Genomic DNA, 15,760 nt, shown 5'->3' with positions numbered 1-15,760 from the left:
TTTAAAATCGGAATGGTCAAGCGAATTACTGAACTGTGAATTTCCAAACCTAAGGTCGGATCGGTATGTTGCTGTACTACCGAATTTGGCGCCAAACGTAATAACCGAACCAACGTAACTTTAGTGTTGGCTTTAAATGTATCAACAACACTGTTTAAATATGGAGATGCTTCTAAATAATTTGTATCCAACCAATCGCACCAAGAACCATCTGCATAATCATCTGCTGGTGGTGGAAACGGTAAAGAAGTATCTACCGTATGCGCTGGCGCACGAAGTGGAATTACATTATAATATTCAAACTGATTCAACTTTAACGCTTCAAATTCAGTCAACATTTTTTCGGAATCAAAAGTGAAAGGTAATTTAACTCTATCGGTACTATCTGTTTTAGGAGCTGCGTGTGCCATGGTAAAATGTTTTATAGATTTCTAAAGTACTAAAAAAGTAGAAAACTCTAGATGCAAAACCTAAAAGTTCCTTCAAAATAGTAAAATCCACGTAAGTGAAATCTTAAAAAAAGAAACTATCTGAAAGTTATAAAAAGCGTTATTTTGAAACAAGTTTGGTTTTTAGACAGTATTTATTTATTATTTAGTTTAAATGAAATTACGGCGCCGCACTAAATCCGCCTTCATCATTGCTGTCTTGACCTCTTCCGTTACGTTCTGTTTTCTTTTTCTGATTGAAGCGATAGGTAAATGATAAATTGAATGAACGTTCGCGCCATTGAAATTCACCTTCGCTTCTAAACGTTTCAGTAAATGATTCCGATTGTCTTTTTCGTGAATTAAACACATCACTCACGTTGAAAGCTATGGAAGCTTTATCGTCAAGTAAATCTTTGCTGAATGCTAAATTAGCTGAGAAAAGTCCTTTACGAATGTTTTGTGCATCTTCGTTTGGACCACGATAAAATAAACGTGTTTGCCAATCCACATTTCCAGGCAATGTTACTTTATTGTTGATACGAACAAACCAACTTAAGTTGTCTGCATCAAAGTTAACACCGTTAAATTCTCCACGATTGTATGATTGAAATAGGTTGAAATTTCCATTGAGTCGCCACTTGCGTGATGGATTATACGTAAGTGTAAATTCAAATCCATAACGATCGTTTCTAGCCAAGTTAATAGGTGTTCTACGGATAATTGGCACTTCTTCACCATTCAAAATAGTCGTTTGGCCTGTGTCTTCACTAATAAAATTAAAAACATCAGTTGAGCGTTGAAAATACACAGACGTATTCAGCGTAAGCTTTCCAAATCGATTCAAATAGCCTAAGTCAATTCCGTTAGAAAAACTTGGATCAATATCCGGATTTCCCTGAAAAACATTCGTAATACTTGAACGCGAAGGAAACGGATTGATAAATCGCGATCGCGGTCTACGAATTCGTCTGTTATACCCTAAAGTAATGCTTTGATCTTCTGAAATTTCATAGCCTAAATTCACCGTAGGGAAGAAGCTGAGGTAATTTTTTCGCTCCAAATCGCCACTTGTTATTTGATTCACGGTAATGCGTGTGTCTTCCATTCGCAACCCTAAAAGGAAAGAAAATTTAGAGCTAATTTTGTTCCCGTATTGCGTGTAAAATGCATTTACATATTCACGATAATTCAACTCGTTGCTCAAATTTGTATCTGCAACAAATTCATCATTCTCTAAAAAGGCAACTAGATAATCTGTGTTTAAATCTAAAAAATTTCCGCGATATCCAAACTCAAATTGCGCCGTTTCACTCAGTGGAACTGTATAATCGGTTTGTAGCAAAATACGATCTTGATCTTCATCAGTAACTACTTGTTCTGCCAAATCACCATTCACTAAAATAAATGAGTTTTCTACTTCCGAACTGCTTTCATATTGAAAATCGGCTGTTAATTTATGACCACTTTCTTCAAAGTTTTTGTCAAAATTGATTGCATATTGAATCGTTTTGTCATCTTCCGTTTCAGGATCAAAACGAGTACTTACATTTGTGACATTAAAAGCATCATCAAACTGAGTTAAAATATTGGAAGTTTCACTTTCGTTATCACTATTTCTATATACGATTGAAGTTGTCAACGAAGTTTTGTCATTAATATACCATTCAACACCAAAATTAGAATTGAATCCTTTTCGGATACGATCAAACTCACGATCTTCATCTAAAAATGTATTGGGTTCATCGCCATTAAAATATTCAGTAAATGTGTTTGAATTCCCAGGAACTTCACGATAATTGTAACCAGAAGTTGTAAAAAAGTTAAAGTCGCCAGTACGATAATTAATATTTCCAGAAACGCCATATCCTTTTGGATACGAAATATTGGTTGTAATAGCGCCATTGACACCTTGTAATTTGCTTCTACGTAGAATAATATTTAAAATTCCGGCAGTTCCTTCGGCATCGTAACGTGCAGATGGCGAGGTAATTATTTCTACTTTTTCTATCGCTTCCGCTGGAAGTTGACGTAAAGCATCTGTAGAATTCAAACCAACCAAACCAGAAGGTTTTCCATTGATTAAAATTCGAACATTTTCATTTCCACGTAAGGAAACATTTCCTTCTACATCAACCGAAACAGAAGGTACATTATCCAACACATCACTTACGGTTCCACCACGAACCGTTAAATCTTTTCCGACATTATATATTTTTTTATCAAGCTTAATTTCTACGGTCGTTCGCTCGGCAATAACTTCAACAGCTTTTAGCGCTTGTGTATCTTCTGCGAGGAAAAACTTTCCGATAGACATATTTTTTGTTAACGATTTTCCTTTTACAACTTCTGATTTGAACGAAATAAACTCTACCGTAATATCATAAACACCTGCAATAACTTCAATAGAGAACGTTCCTTTTGAATTTGTAATTCCGCCTGTAACCGATCTTTTTTTAGCGCTATCTTGAAAAATAATAGTAGCATATTCAAGTGGTAGATTGGTCGATTTTTCATAGACCGTACCTGTAATCGTGACTTTTTTTTCTTGCTTATTATTTTGCCCAAATACGGTATTTATTGTTCCTAAAAAACATAGGAAGAGGAGTAACTTTTTCATTTTAGTGATTAGTTTCTTGTATGTATAGCTTTTTGATGTCGGTTAGACTACAAAGAAAGGGCAAGGTTTAATCGTTAATGGTTAAAGTTCTGTTAAAAGAAAAACCCAGCAATTAGGCTGGGTTTTTAAATTATAAAATGCTTAAAATATTTTCAGGCGGACGTCCTATGACGGCTTTATTATTGTTGACAACAATTGGGCGTTCCATCAGTTTTGGATTGGAAAGCATTAACTTCATAATATGCGCTTTAGAAATTCGTTTATCTTTGTAATTTTCTTTCCAAAAAGCTTCCTTTTGTCGTACCAAATCAATTGGTTCTATATCCAGAAGTTCTATGATTCGTGTCAACTCTGCTAACGAAAGTCTATTTTCTAAATACTTTATAATTGTAAATTCTTTTCCAGATTCTTTCAAAATTTCCAATCCTTCTCTGGATTTTCCGCATCTTGGGTTGTGGTATATTTTTATCATGATTGATTATTATTTTTTTAGGTTGTAAATTTCTGCGATTTCTCCTTTGGCGTGTAAAGAATCAATCTGTTTTTGTGTAAAATAATAGATTTCCGTGTCGAAAAAATCGGTTTCACTTACGACTAAATCTGCCATTTTAGATTCGCTAGGTCTATAACCGTTATGAGTGTAATTTCCATAATGGATAAACAACGTATCGTTGCGTCGTTCATCAATTTCGGCAAAAGAATATTCTTTGCGAGCTACTTTAAAAGCAATAATGTCATTTGCTTGTAGATTTTTCACATTTTCCATCAATTTTTTATTGTGTTCACCAGATTGGTAAAATCCCCATAATACAAATAATACAAGCAGTAATGAACCAGAAAATAAATAGAATGGTGTTTTGAAATGATGTTTTTCCAAAGCTAACTTATCCGTTAGCTGTTGTGGCATTTCTTTTTTTTCTAAGACTTGTTTGCAATGATTACAAATAGTAATGAATTTCTTTTTGTATGGAAACATAGGAATCCAAAAAAGATAGATATAGCGTGAAACGCCTTGTGCATACATTTCTGTAGCACCACAATTTTGGCACTTTGCGCCTTGTATTTTTTGTATTCCTATTTTTTTTGAACCGGTTCCGTATATTATCATTCTTGTTGCTTACTATAAATGATCCTCTTTTTTTTGTCCCATCGTCATGAGATAAGCTTTCAAAAATTCGTCAATTTGACCATTCATTACAGCATCTACATTTCCTGTTTCGTGTGCTGTACGAACATCTTTAACTAATTTGTACGGATGCATTACATAATTTCGAATTTGCGATCCCCATTCTATTTTCATCTTTCCAGCTTCAATATCGTTTCGCGCTTCCATCTGCTTTTTAAGCTCTATTTCATACAATTGCGATTTCAGCATTTGCATAGCGCGCGTTCGGTTATCTTGTTGTGATCGTGTTTCAGAACAAGAAATCTGAATTCCAGAAGGTTTGTGTTTTAGCTGTACTTTGGTTTCTACCTTATTTACATTTTGTCCACCTGCGCCACTAGAACGCGAGGTTACAATTTCAATATCGGCAGGATTAATGTCAATTTCAATCGAATCATCAACTAAAGGATACACATATACAGACGCGAATGAAGTATGCCGTTTAGCATTGCTATCAAAGGGAGAAATACGCACCAAACGATGCACACCATTTTCACCTTTTAGCCAACCAAAAGCATAATCGCCTTCAATTTCTAAAGTAACAGTTTTAATTCCTGCAACATCACCTTCTTGGTAATTGAGTTCTTTAATTTTGTAGCCTTGTTTTTCAGCAAACATCAAATACATGCGCATGAGCATATTTGCCCAATCGCAACTTTCTGTTCCACCTGCGCCTGCTGTAACTTGTAGCACAGCGCTCATACTGTCACCTTCGTCAGACAACATATTTCGGAACTCTAAATCTTCAATTTTTATAGTTGTTTTTTCAAATTGTGCTTCTACATCTTCAAGTGTAGCATCACCTTCTTTGTAGAATTCATACAACACTTCTAAATCTCCAATTAAATCGCCAATTTCATTATAATCGCCAACCCATTTTTTTTCTCCACGGAGTTGTTTCATTATGATTTCAGCTTCTTTCGGATTATCCCAAAAGTCAGGAGCATACGTTTTCTCTTCTTCGTTTGCAATTTCTATCAGTTTGGCATCTATGTCAAAGATACCTCCTTAACGCACCAAGGCGATTGATAAGATCTTTTATTTGATCTGTAGTTATCATGTTTGTTCTTTTAATTCCTACAAAAATAAGATGTTTTGCGTATATTCATAGCCTAAATTAGAAAAACCCAAAGAATCATTAATAAAGCTATTTTTTGTGATGAAGATTATGGTTTTTTTGCCATCAAAATACGATTCGAATGAAAAAACATACACTGCTGATTTTCATTTTCTTATGCGCTTCATTTAGCTTTTCGCAAGAAGAAAAGAAAACAAAAATCTATCCGCGAGAACAATTTACAGGACTTTTTAATTTTTCTTACGAAGAGAAAACGGATAAAATTTTTTTGGAAGTAGAAAAACTCGATGAAGATTTCTTATATGTGTATTCACTAGCAAGCGGAGTTGGTTCTAACGATATCGGTTTAGACCGAGGACAAATCGGAGATGGAGTTGTAGTGCAATTCCAAAAAATGGGAAATAAACTGATGTTGGTACAACCCAATTTACGCTACAGAGCGAATACGAGCAACGATTTAGAACGAAAAAGTGTAGAACAGGCATTTGCTAAATCTGTTTTGTTCGGTTTCCCGATTATTTCTGAAAACAATAAAAAATATACAATTGAGTTGACACCTTTTTTACTGCAAGATGCACATGGTGTCATAGAAAAATTAGCAACAAAAAAACAAGGTGTTTATAAAATTGATAAAACGAGAAGCGCGTTGTCATTAGATCGTACAAAAGCATTTCCAAAAAACGTAGAATTTGAAGCATTGCTCACTTTTCAAGGAAAACCAAAAGGAAGAAACATAAAAAGTGTAACACCAAATGCGTCGTTGGTTTCTGTAATTCAACATCATTCATTTGTGGAATTGCCAGATGCTAATTACAAACCAAGAGTTTTTGATCCGCGAAGTGGCGCCATTAATATTTCGTATTACGATTATGCAACGCCAATTCAAGAACCCATGATGAAACGTTTTGTAACACGTCATCGTTTGGAAAAGAAAAACCCAAATGCAGCCAAAAGTGAAGCAAAAGAAGCAATTGTATATTATTTAGATCCTGGAACTCCTGAGCCTGTACGTTCTGCCTTGTTAGATGGTGCGCGTTGGTGGAATGAAGCCTACGAATCAATTGGATATACAAATGCATTTCAAGTAAAAATGTTACCAAAAGATGTTGACCCGATGGATGTACGTTATAATGTAATTCAGTGGGTACATCGGTCTACACGTGGTTGGAGTTATGGTGCAAGCGTAGTTGATCCGCGAACGGGAGAAATTATAAAAGGACATGTAAGTTTAGGAAGTCTGCGAATTCGTCAAGATTTCTTAATAGCACAAGCTTTATTAAATAAGCCTTTTGGCGAAAACGATAAAAATTACCAACCAATGTTACAAATGGCGTTGGCGCGAATTCGTCAATTATCTGCACACGAAGTTGGTCATACGATCGGTTTTGCGCATAATTTTGCAGCAAGTACCAATAACAGAAGTTCGGTGATGGATTATCCGCATCCAGCCATAAAAATTACAAACGGAAAAATTGATTTATCAGATGCGTACGCAACAGGAATTGGCTCATGGGACAAAGTCACTGTGGCATATTCATATGCTGAGTTCAATTCAGCGAAAGCGGAAAAAGAAGGTTTACAAGCTATTTTGGACAATGCATACAAAGTAGGACATCGTTTTATATCGGATTCTGACGCACGACCAGCTGGTGGCGCACATGCAAACGCACATTTATGGGATAATGGAAAAAGTGCTTCCGACGAATTGGACAATGTATTAAATGTACGTTCGTTAGCGATCAAGAATTTTTCAAAAGATAACATTCGTAGTCACGAACCGTATACCGTTTTAGAAGATGTATTTGTGCCTTTGTATTTTTTCCACAGGTATCAAACTGAAGCAACTTCCAAATTGATTGGTGGGTTGAATTATAATTACGCTACAAAAAATGACGGACAGTTAATTACTGAAGTTATTTCGCCAAAAGAACAGCGCGAAGCACTCAAAGTAATCTTAAAAACCTTGGATGCGAAAACCTTGAAAATTCCAACAAAAATACTTGATTTGTTTCCTCCAAGAGCATATACCTATTGGCGATCAAGAGAATCGTTTAAAGGGAAAACAGGTGTTGCTTTCGATGCGGTAAGTCCGGCAGCAACGGCAAGTGATATGACGTTGTCATTTTTGTTTCATCCACAACGTGCGCAGCGTTTAATTCAGCAAAAAAGTCTGAATAAAAAACAGTTGAGCTTTATGGAAATGACCACAATGATTTTAGATAAAACACTTTACAAAAGTTATTCGGATGCACATGAGCGAGAACTTGGTCATGCTATTAATATGAATGTGTTGAAACAGTTAATGAACTTGGCAAAACATCCTAATGCTTCGCCAGCGGTAAAAGCACAAAGTCAGTATATATTGCACATGATTTCTCAAAAAATTAGCACAAGAAAATATAAAGAATCAGAAAAAGCATATCAATTTTATTATTTGGAAATGTTAGATCAGTTTAAAAAATATCCTGAAAAGTTTACGAAAAAAGCGTCTCCAAAAATTCCAGATGGTTCACCAATTGGAACAGATAGTTGTCATTATATGAATTAATGATTTTTGAATATTGAATATTGAATACTGAATATTGAATATTGAATACTGAATACTGAATTATGAAGTACTTCTCGATATGATTTTCTTTTAAAATCACTCGAAGTGACGTGTAATAAAAACTGAATTATCAATTCGGGCATTATCGAAGATACCTAACAAATCTAATGAGAATACGGTAGAAATGTTAAATGTAGAATGTAGAATGTTGAATTTTAAATTGAAAAGTATTTTCGAATAACGAATAACGAATAACGAATAAACGAATAAACGAATAAACGAATAACGAATAACGAATAAACGAATAACGAATAAACGAACAACGAATAACGAATAACAAACAACAAACAAAACCTCAATACTAAAAAAAAAATGCGAATCAATTTAATAAGCGATACGGTCACCAAACCGACTCCCGAAATGCTTAAAGCAATGTTTGAAGCAAAAGTAGGAGATGATGTTTTTAAGAAAGATGCATCTATCAATCATTTGGAGCAAAAAGTTGCTGAAATGTTTGGCAAAGAAGCCGCGTTATTTTTTCCGAGTGGAACAATGGCAAATCAGACAGCAATTAAATTACATACAAATCCAGGCGATCAAGTAATTTGCGATAAAGATGCACATATATATAATTATGAAGGCGGCGGCGTAAGTTTTAACAGCGGCGCTTCTTGCAAATTAATTGATGGACATCGCGGAATGTTTACTGCCGAGCAAGCCAAAGCAGCGATAAATCCACCAGATTTTTATCACAGTCCGTTAAGTTCATTAATTGCGTTAGAAAATACTGCCAATCGCGGTGGTGGCGCTTGTTGGGATTTTAGTGAGATTGAAAAAATTCATGCCGTAGCGCGCGAACATGATTTAGGTTTTCACTTAGATGGTGCACGTTTATGGAATGCGTTGGTAGAAAAAGGAGAAACACCAGCACAGTATGGGAAACTTTTTGATACCATTTCGGTATGTTTGTCAAAAGGATTGGGTTGCCCTGTAGGTTCTGTATTGGTTGCGGATGAAGAAACCATTCATAAAGCATTGCGAATCCGTAAAATTTTAGGTGGCGGAATGCGTCAAGCAGGTTATTTGGCTGCTGCTGGAACGTTCGCATTAGACAATCATTTGGAACGTTTGGCGGAAGATCACGCGAAAGCGAAAGAAATAGGGAAGACGCTTGAAAGTTTAGCAATCATAAAAAAAGTAGAACCAATTGACACCAATATTATTATTTTCTATTTACAAGATGATATTGATGAACAAGGATTTTTAGACAAGCTAGAAAAGTTAGGAATTGACTTGATTGGAATGGGAAGTGGAAAACTTCGAATTGTAACACATTTGGATTATACCGCTGACATGCATCAAGAATTTTTAAAAGTGATTCAGAAAGTTATTTAACCCGTTGCATTTTAAATTCAAAAGTATAACGAAGCGTCATTTCGAGTGATTTTGAGGCACGAAAAATCGTATCGAGAACTGTTTAGTGCAACACATTCTATTCTCGATACAAATTTCACTCATTTTCAATCGTAAAATTCACTCGAATTGACGAATTTTATCAAAATGCACAACGGGTGTTATTTAATATATCAATATGAAAAAAATAATAGGAGTTTTGTTGTTTATTTTCGTAGTTGCTTCGATGTCATTCACCACACAAAAAGAATGTAGAAAGTATTTTAGCGGCAAATGGAAATACGTAAAATATGATGTTGATTATATTTATGTTGTAAGAGACGATAAAAAACAATTTGCATATATGGAAAATGGTAAGTATTATTATGAATTTGATATTACTTGGCTTACCGAATGTAATTATGAATTAACGTATGTTGGAACTAACAGTCCAAACGCTGCTGCTGCAGAGATTGGAGAAAAATTTACAGTTGAACTTATTACAGTAAACGATTCAATTACAGAATATAAAACGGTATTTAGAGATTTGGAAGATGTTGGGAAAATGGTTCGTATAGAATAGTGTATTCCGCATTTACATTAAAAATCGACATAAAAAAAGCAGCTCTTTGGAGCTGCTTTTCTATTTAAAAAAATATATTTTTATTCGGTTGCGTCTTTTGTTTCAGCGCTTCCCGCATTTTTCTTTACAGATTCAATTCCATTCTCCATTCCAGCTTCACTAGCATACATTTGACTTGAGCCAATAATTTGACCGTTTCCAGCTTTTAAACTAAAATGAAACTTACCGTTTTTTGCTGTTTTTCGTTCAAATTTACTATCGTCAGTTGAATTCTTTTTACAAGATTCAATACCGTTTTTCGCACCGCTTTTATCCGCATATCCTTGACTAGACATAATTATTTGTCCATTCTTTGCTTTTAAATTAAAGTAGAATTTTTGATTGCTTTCACTTTGGAATAATTCAAACATAGTTAATAAGAGATTTAGTTAGTTGAGTAAATATATCAAAAATATATGGTAAAAGAAATGCAGAAAAGTGCAATTTGAAATTTTATACAGGGTTTTTCCCTAAAAAATGCTTTTTAACGATAAAAAAAGTAGTTTAACCAATTAGTATGCTTGCATAAGATTATAATAGTGATTTTGTTTTGTAAAAGGATAATTTCGTACATTGTTAATCATTAATAACAATAAATAAATAAATAATCATTTAAGACATGAGAAAAAAACTATTTTTCGGACTAGCCTTAGCCTTTGGTTCTTTTGCTTTCGGGCAAGATTTACCGACAAATCCAGAACCAGGAAAATGTTACGTTCGTTGTGTAACTCCTGATGTGTATGAGAACCAGGATGTGCAAATTATGGTATCACCAGCTTACAAAAAATTAAAAGTTGTCCCAGCAAGGTATACTAGCGACAAAGAAACTGTGGTTTCTAAAGTTGCAGGAGAAAAGTTAGCAATAGTTCCAGCTGAGTATGGAACTGAGACTTTTGAAGTTGTAACTAAAGATCCATCTCAACGTTTAGTAAAAGTCCCATCAGAAACGACAAGAGGTACAGAAACTGTAGTTGTGAAAGAAGCAAGTTACAGATTAAAACTAGTTCCTGCAGTGTATGAAACAAGAACTTTTGATGTGGTTACAAGACCAGCGTATCAAAAAGTAGTAATTGTTCCAGCTGTGTACGAAACTAGAGAAGTTGTAATTATGGTTAAAGAAGCTTCTCAGCGTATGGAGATTATTCCAGCTGAATGGGGAACTGAAACTATTACTTACAAAAAGAGAGAGTACGGATCTTCAATTAGCACACAAAGAGCATCTTTTACAAAAGATTTTGAAACTATTGAAGTGAAGCCAGCTGCTGCTGAATGGCAAATGAGTGAAATTCCTCCAGCTGACTGTAATTCTTCAAACCCAGACGATTGTAGATACTGGTGTTACAAAGCAATTCCAGCTCAAAACGAAATTGTACCTGTACAACGTTTAGCTTCAGATGCTTCTTCAGTAAGAACTCCTGACTGTGATCCTAACAACAACGGTGGAAAACCATGTGGAGAAGGAACTTTTACTAGAACTATTATGGTAAAACCTCCAAGCACAAGCATCATTCCAATTCCTGAAGTAACAAAAACAATCAAGAAAACAGTAATGGTAACTCCGCCAACTTCACGTGTTATTGATGTGCCTGCTGAGGTAAAAACAATGAAACGTAGAGTAATGGTAACACCACCAACTACTGAAAGAATTGAAATCCCTGCTGTGAATGAAACAGTTAAAACAAGAGTTGTTACTAGTGAAAGTACACGTGTTGAAGATATTCCTTCAATAAGCAAAAATTTCAAGAAAACAGTTATGACTTCTCCGCCATCTACAAGATCAATTCCTGTAGCGCAAAAAGAAACTACTTTAAAAATTACGAAATTAGTTGAGGATTCTCGTGTTGTAACAACAGACATTCCTGCAGTGTACAAAACTGTTACTAAGGAAGTATTAACTAAAAAAGGTGGTTTAACTACTTGGAAAGAAGTTGATTGTGAATTATTAGTATACAACGACTTAAACATCAACTGGAACTTAGGAAGTGCAACATTAACTGCGGCTGCTAAGCGTGAAATTGATACTAAATTATTACCAGTATTGCAAACAGGTGTTTCTGTAGAGATCGCGTCTCACACAGATTCAAGAGGTACTGCTTCTAGTAACGAAGCGTTATCTCAAAGAAGAGCACAAGCTGTTACAAATTACTTAATTTCTAAAGGTATCAACTCAAGTAAAATTGTTTCTAACGGATACGGAGAAAGAAAATTAGTAAACAGATGTAAAGATGGTGTTTCTTGTACAGAAAGAGAGCACTTACGAAATAGAAGAACTCAGTTTAGAGTTATAAGTCAAGACAAGAACTAAGACTTTAAATTAATTATATAGCATATAAAAAGGGAAGCCAATTGGCTTCCCTTTTTTTGTTTCTTTACAGCACGAGTATATAAATTACAAGACTGTACTAGTAATTGTGCAAAGTGTTACATTAACCGTAGGGAAAACAGTTTGCGGTGGACAAGGTTCACAATTCGAATGAATTTGAGGACATTTAGAATTTATCCTAGAACGCAGTACAACACATTCCAAGCCGCTCTGTGAAGCTCCTCCATGAAGCGTCTCTAGGTTAGAAATTGATTGTTTGTTTAACGTGAAGTTTTTAAGAGTTCTTTTTTTCATAATAATTATATTAATATATAGTATAGTTTGTAAAGAAAAGCAGCCAATTGACTGCCTTTCTTTATGTTAATTTGTAGTGTAGGTGCTATTTAGTTTCCACTAGGAGAGCGTTCTGGATCAGCAGGTTTTTCTACTGGACATTCATCACCTAGTGTTGGACATGCTAGAATAAGTGTAATTGTGTTGCATCCACCTGTTTTTGAATCAGAGTCAAGTCCTCCAGTAATACTATATTCAAAATTTGAAATTAATTGCTTGTTTAAAGCAAGATTTTTAATGCTTCTTTTTTTCATAATAAATGATTTTAATGTTAATATTTTTTTGTCGACAGAATAAATTTAAGGCATTTATAAAAATAGATTCGAATCACTTTCCGAAAAGCGTATCTCACTTTCTAAAACAAAAAAACAGGATGATTGAAAAACGTTTTTTCAATCATCCTGATACTTTTATTAACTTTAATAATGTGTCTTACTAATTAACAGGTAACATATAAAGTAGGACAATTTTCCATTGTAGGAGGTTCGCAACCTTCAGAAACTGCACACATTTCAGTCTTTATTGGAGCAGGACATGGACGATATCTTGCATTTTTAGAAATACAACCTTCTCCGCAAGTAGCTTCCCAAGTCGGCCCTCCACCAACTAAATTTCTACTCTCTAAGTTTGAAATTACGTTTTTGTTTAATGCTAATTTGCTTGAAAACTTATTTTTTTTCATAATAAATAATTTTAATGTTAATGTTTGTTTTAATGTCGACAGGTCAAACTTAAAATCATTTATACAAGTAGCTTCAAGCTAATTGCTGAAATAGAGTTTTCAATTGCTGAAAGTAAAAAAAGAGCTACTTTTTATAGTAACCCTTCTCTTGAATATTAAATATTTTTCTTTCATTCGCTAGGAAAACATATCCATGCCAGGAATATTAGGCATGCCATCTTTTGCTACGGCAGCTACTTCTGTTTCATGTACTTCACCAGCGCGTTTAATAGCTTTGTTTATCATTAAAATAAGATAATCTTCCAACTGTTCTTTATCGTCTAATAATTCATCAGAAATTTGAATTGATTTAATCTCTCGATTTGCAGTTACGGTTACACTTAGTAAACCATCCGAACTTTTTTCGTCAATTAAAACAGAATGCAAACGCTGCTTTGTTTCTGCTACTTTTTTCTGGGTTTCTTTCAGTTTACCCATCATTCCCATTAAGTCTCCAAACATTTGTATATATAATTAAAGGTTACTATTGACAAAATTATTAAATTGTAAGCTTTTAATATACTTTTCAAATGAAAAAAAATATAATCATTTTATTGATTAGTTTCACACTTATAAATTCCTGTAAAAAGAATACTTCAAACATGAAAAAAGAAATACTTATACCTACTATCGCTAAAAAACCTATGAAGCTTGAAAAACATGGCGATGTACGAATTGATAATTATTATTGGTTGAACGATAGAGAAAACCCTGAAGTCATTGCATATTTAGAAGCAGAGAACACGTATAATGATGAAATGACAGCGCATACAAAAGGTTTTCAAAAAGATTTATTTCAAGAACTTAAAGGCAGAATTAAAGAAGACGATTCTTCCGTTCCTTATAAATTAAATGGATATTGGTACATAAAAAAATACGAAGAAGGCAAAGATTATCCAATTCATACACGTAAAAAAGGAACGTTAGATGCGCCAGAAGAAATTCTGTTCGATGTCAACGAAATGGCAAAAGAGTATTCGTACTATAATTTGACAGGAATTAATATTAGTCCCGATAACAAATTGGCTGCTTTTGGTGTAGATACGTTGAGTAGACGTCAATACACAATTCATATCAAAAATCTGGAAACAGGAGAAATTTATAAAGAATCTATAGAAAATACAACAGGAAGTTCTACTTGGGCGGCAGACAACAAAACATTGTTTTATGCTAACAAGGACGAACAAACCTTGCGTTCGGAGAAAATTTACAAACACAAACTAGGAGATGCAGTTGCAAATGATGTGGTCGTATTCCATGAAAAAGATGAAACATTTGTAACATTTGTATACAAAACAAAATCTAAAAAATACTTAGTCATTGGTTCATATAGTACCTTGACAATGGAATACAGAATTTTAGAGGCAGACAATCCAGATGGAGAATTCAGAGTCTTCCAAGAACGTGTTCGCGGTTTAGAATATGGTATTTCGCATTACAAAGATCATTTTTATGTAATGAGTAACAAAGATGCTTCTATCAACTTTAAACTCTCTAAAACCCCAGAAAACAAAACAGGAATGGAGCATTGGGAAGATATCATTCCGCATCGCCCAAGTGTTTTGTTGGAAGATATTGACATCTTTAAAGACTTTTTAGTATTGAGCGAACGTGATAATGGTTTAAATAAAATTAGAATTATTCGTTGGGATGGAAAAGAAGACTATTACTTACCGTTTGACAATGAAACCTACACCGTAAATACGAGTACAAATGTAGATTTTGATACAGATATTTTGCGTTACGGATACAATTCAATGACAACACCAACTTCTGTAATCGATTTTAACATGGTTGATAAAACCAAAGAAGTTAAAAAAGAACAAGAAGTATTGGGAGGAAAATTCGATAAAAATAATTACACATCCGAGCGTTTATGGGCAACTTCTGCTGATGGTACTAAAATCCCGATGTCGGTTGTATATCGTAAAGGCATCAAAAAAGATGGTACAAACCCTGTATTTCAATATGCGTATGGTTCGTACGGAAACACGATAGATCCTTATTTTTCTTCCGTACGATTAAGTCTATTAGACAGAGGATTTATTTTTGTACTTTCACATGTGCGTGGTGGTGAATACTTAGGTAGAAACTGGTATGACGATGGAAAACTGATGAATAAGAAAAATACGTTTACAGATTTTATTGATTGTTCTAAGTTTCTAATTGAAAACAAATACACGTCTCCAGCACATTTATACGCTTCTGGCGGAAGTGCAGGAGGATTATTAATGGGAGCAATCTCAAACATGAATCCTGAGTTATACAACGGAATCATTGCTTCTGTTCCTTTTGTAGATGTAATTACAACCATGTTAGATGATAGCATTCCATTAACTACGGGAGAATATGATGAATGGGGAAATCCGAATGAAAAAGAATATTACGATTACATGAAATCGTACTCACCGTATGACAATGTAGAAGCAAAAGCATATACAAACATGTTAGTGACAACTGGTTTGCACGATTCGCAAGTACAATATTGGGAACCTGCAAAATGGGTTGCAAAGCTTAGAGAAATGAAAAC

At 34.3% G+C, this 15,760-nt stretch carries 14 protein-coding genes; 5 read left to right on the top strand and 9 right to left on the bottom strand.

From position 1 onward, the window contains the following. The 5 genes from AB8B65_RS11155 to prfB form a co-directional block, all read right to left on the bottom strand. The coding region (locus AB8B65_RS11155; RefSeq protein WP_405301080.1) for an aspartyl beta-hydroxylase at positions 1–410 on the bottom strand (410 nt) is incomplete at its 3' end. 199 nt (positions 411–609) lie between these two features. Beyond that, complete coding sequence (locus AB8B65_RS11150; protein ID WP_405301079.1) at positions 610–3,048, bottom strand: TonB-dependent receptor domain-containing protein; 2,439 nt, start codon at positions 3,046–3,048, stop codon at positions 610–612. A 130-nt stretch (positions 3,049–3,178) separates the two neighbouring features. Beyond that, entirely contained in the window at positions 3,179–3,520 is a 342-nt protein-coding gene (gene arsC, locus AB8B65_RS11145) for an arsenate reductase (glutaredoxin) (protein WP_405301078.1), read from the bottom strand. 9 nt (positions 3,521–3,529) lie between these two features. After that, entirely contained in the window at positions 3,530–4,156 is a 627-nt protein-coding gene (locus AB8B65_RS11140) for a hypothetical protein (protein ID WP_405301077.1), read from the bottom strand. A gap of 12 nt (positions 4,157–4,168) precedes the next feature. Continuing rightward, positions 4,169–5,273, bottom strand: a protein-coding gene (prfB, locus tag AB8B65_RS11135; protein WP_405301076.1) for a peptide chain release factor 2 whose coding sequence is annotated in 2 segments (ribosomal slippage) — positions 4,169–5,209 and positions 5,211–5,273 — 1,104 coding nt in all. Because the reading frame shifts where the segments join, the coding sequence is not laid out codon by codon here. A gap of 139 nt (positions 5,274–5,412) precedes the next feature. Between prfB and AB8B65_RS11130 the strand changes: the two genes are divergently transcribed. From AB8B65_RS11130 to AB8B65_RS11120, 3 genes are all read left to right on the top strand, one after another. Then, the gene (locus AB8B65_RS11130) at positions 5,413–7,839 is read left to right on the top strand and encodes a zinc-dependent metalloprotease (RefSeq protein WP_405301075.1); all 2,427 of its coding nucleotides are present in this window, start codon (positions 5,413–5,415) and stop codon (positions 7,837–7,839) included. A gap of 372 nt (positions 7,840–8,211) precedes the next feature. Beyond that, entirely contained in the window at positions 8,212–9,234 is a 1,023-nt protein-coding gene (locus AB8B65_RS11125; protein WP_405301074.1) for a threonine aldolase family protein, read from the top strand. Between the two features lie 196 nt (positions 9,235–9,430). Beyond that, positions 9,431–9,814, top strand: a complete 384-nt coding sequence (locus AB8B65_RS11120) for a hypothetical protein (RefSeq protein WP_405301072.1) — start codon at positions 9,431–9,433, stop codon at positions 9,812–9,814. Positions 9,815–9,894: 80 nt separating this feature from the next. Here the strand turns inward: AB8B65_RS11120 and AB8B65_RS11115 are convergent, their stop codons facing one another. Continuing rightward, complete coding sequence (locus tag AB8B65_RS11115) at positions 9,895–10,224, bottom strand: YegP family protein (RefSeq protein ID WP_405301070.1); 330 nt, start codon at positions 10,222–10,224, stop codon at positions 9,895–9,897. Positions 10,225–10,472: 248 nt separating this feature from the next. Here AB8B65_RS11115 and AB8B65_RS11110 point away from each other — a divergent pair, with 248 nt between their 5' ends. Continuing rightward, positions 10,473–12,158 (top strand): OmpA family protein, encoded by a 1,686-nt coding sequence (locus AB8B65_RS11110; RefSeq protein WP_405301069.1) that lies wholly within the window; start codon positions 10,473–10,475, stop codon positions 12,156–12,158. A 401-nt stretch (positions 12,159–12,559) separates the two neighbouring features. Here AB8B65_RS11110 and AB8B65_RS11105 read toward each other — a convergent pair whose 3' ends face one another. The 3 genes from AB8B65_RS11105 to AB8B65_RS11095 all read right to left on the bottom strand — a co-directional run bounded on the left by AB8B65_RS11105 (position 12,560) and on the right by AB8B65_RS11095 (position 13,692). Next, the gene (locus AB8B65_RS11105) at positions 12,560–12,763 is read right to left on the bottom strand and encodes a hypothetical protein (protein ID WP_405301067.1); all 204 of its coding nucleotides are present in this window, start codon (positions 12,761–12,763) and stop codon (positions 12,560–12,562) included. Between the two features lie 185 nt (positions 12,764–12,948). Then, complete coding sequence (locus AB8B65_RS11100) at positions 12,949–13,191, bottom strand: class I lanthipeptide (RefSeq protein ID WP_405301065.1); 243 nt, start codon at positions 13,189–13,191, stop codon at positions 12,949–12,951. Between the two features lie 177 nt (positions 13,192–13,368). Continuing rightward, complete coding sequence (locus AB8B65_RS11095; RefSeq protein WP_405301064.1) at positions 13,369–13,692, bottom strand: YbaB/EbfC family nucleoid-associated protein; 324 nt, start codon at positions 13,690–13,692, stop codon at positions 13,369–13,371. A gap of 68 nt (positions 13,693–13,760) precedes the next feature. On the opposite strand from AB8B65_RS11095, the gene AB8B65_RS11090 reads away from it, so the two are divergent. After that, positions 13,761–15,760: S9 family peptidase (locus AB8B65_RS11090; protein WP_405301063.1), on the top strand; the 2,000-nt coding region annotated here is incomplete at its 3' end.

Source organism: Kordia sp. (assembly GCF_045105435.1).
Taxonomy (GTDB): domain Bacteria; phylum Bacteroidota; class Bacteroidia; order Flavobacteriales; family Flavobacteriaceae; genus Kordia.
The sequence above is the reverse complement of the archived record's forward strand: the minus strand, read 5'-3'. Positions and strand labels throughout refer to the sequence as shown.

What these genes read in the sequence shown, in the direction of transcription:
- AB8B65_RS11120 (WP_405301072.1), top strand. Translation starts at nt 9,431, where the DNA reads ATGAAAAAAATAATAGGAGTTTTGTTGTTTATTTTCGTAGTTGCTTCG.
- AB8B65_RS11115 (WP_405301070.1), bottom strand. Translation starts at nt 10,224, where the DNA reads ATGTTTGAATTATTCCAAAGTGAAAGCAATCAAAAATTCTACTTTAAT.
- AB8B65_RS11095 (WP_405301064.1), bottom strand. Translation starts at nt 13,692, where the DNA reads ATGTTTGGAGACTTAATGGGAATGATGGGTAAACTGAAAGAAACCCAG.
- AB8B65_RS11110 (WP_405301069.1), top strand. Translation starts at nt 10,473, where the DNA reads ATGAGAAAAAAACTATTTTTCGGACTAGCCTTAGCCTTTGGTTCTTTT.
- AB8B65_RS11130 (WP_405301075.1), top strand. Translation starts at nt 5,413, where the DNA reads ATGAAAAAACATACACTGCTGATTTTCATTTTCTTATGCGCTTCATTT.
- AB8B65_RS11125 (WP_405301074.1), top strand. Translation starts at nt 8,212, where the DNA reads ATGCGAATCAATTTAATAAGCGATACGGTCACCAAACCGACTCCCGAA.
- AB8B65_RS11105 (WP_405301067.1), bottom strand. Translation starts at nt 12,763, where the DNA reads ATGAAAAAAAGAAGCATTAAAAATCTTGCTTTAAACAAGCAATTAATT.
- AB8B65_RS11150 (WP_405301079.1), bottom strand. Translation starts at nt 3,048, where the DNA reads ATGAAAAAGTTACTCCTCTTCCTATGTTTTTTAGGAACAATAAATACC.
- AB8B65_RS11100 (WP_405301065.1), bottom strand. Translation starts at nt 13,191, where the DNA reads ATGAAAAAAAATAAGTTTTCAAGCAAATTAGCATTAAACAAAAACGTA.
- arsC (WP_405301078.1), bottom strand. Translation starts at nt 3,520, where the DNA reads ATGATAAAAATATACCACAACCCAAGATGCGGAAAATCCAGAGAAGGA.
- AB8B65_RS11140 (WP_405301077.1), bottom strand. Translation starts at nt 4,156, where the DNA reads ATGATAATATACGGAACCGGTTCAAAAAAAATAGGAATACAAAAAATA.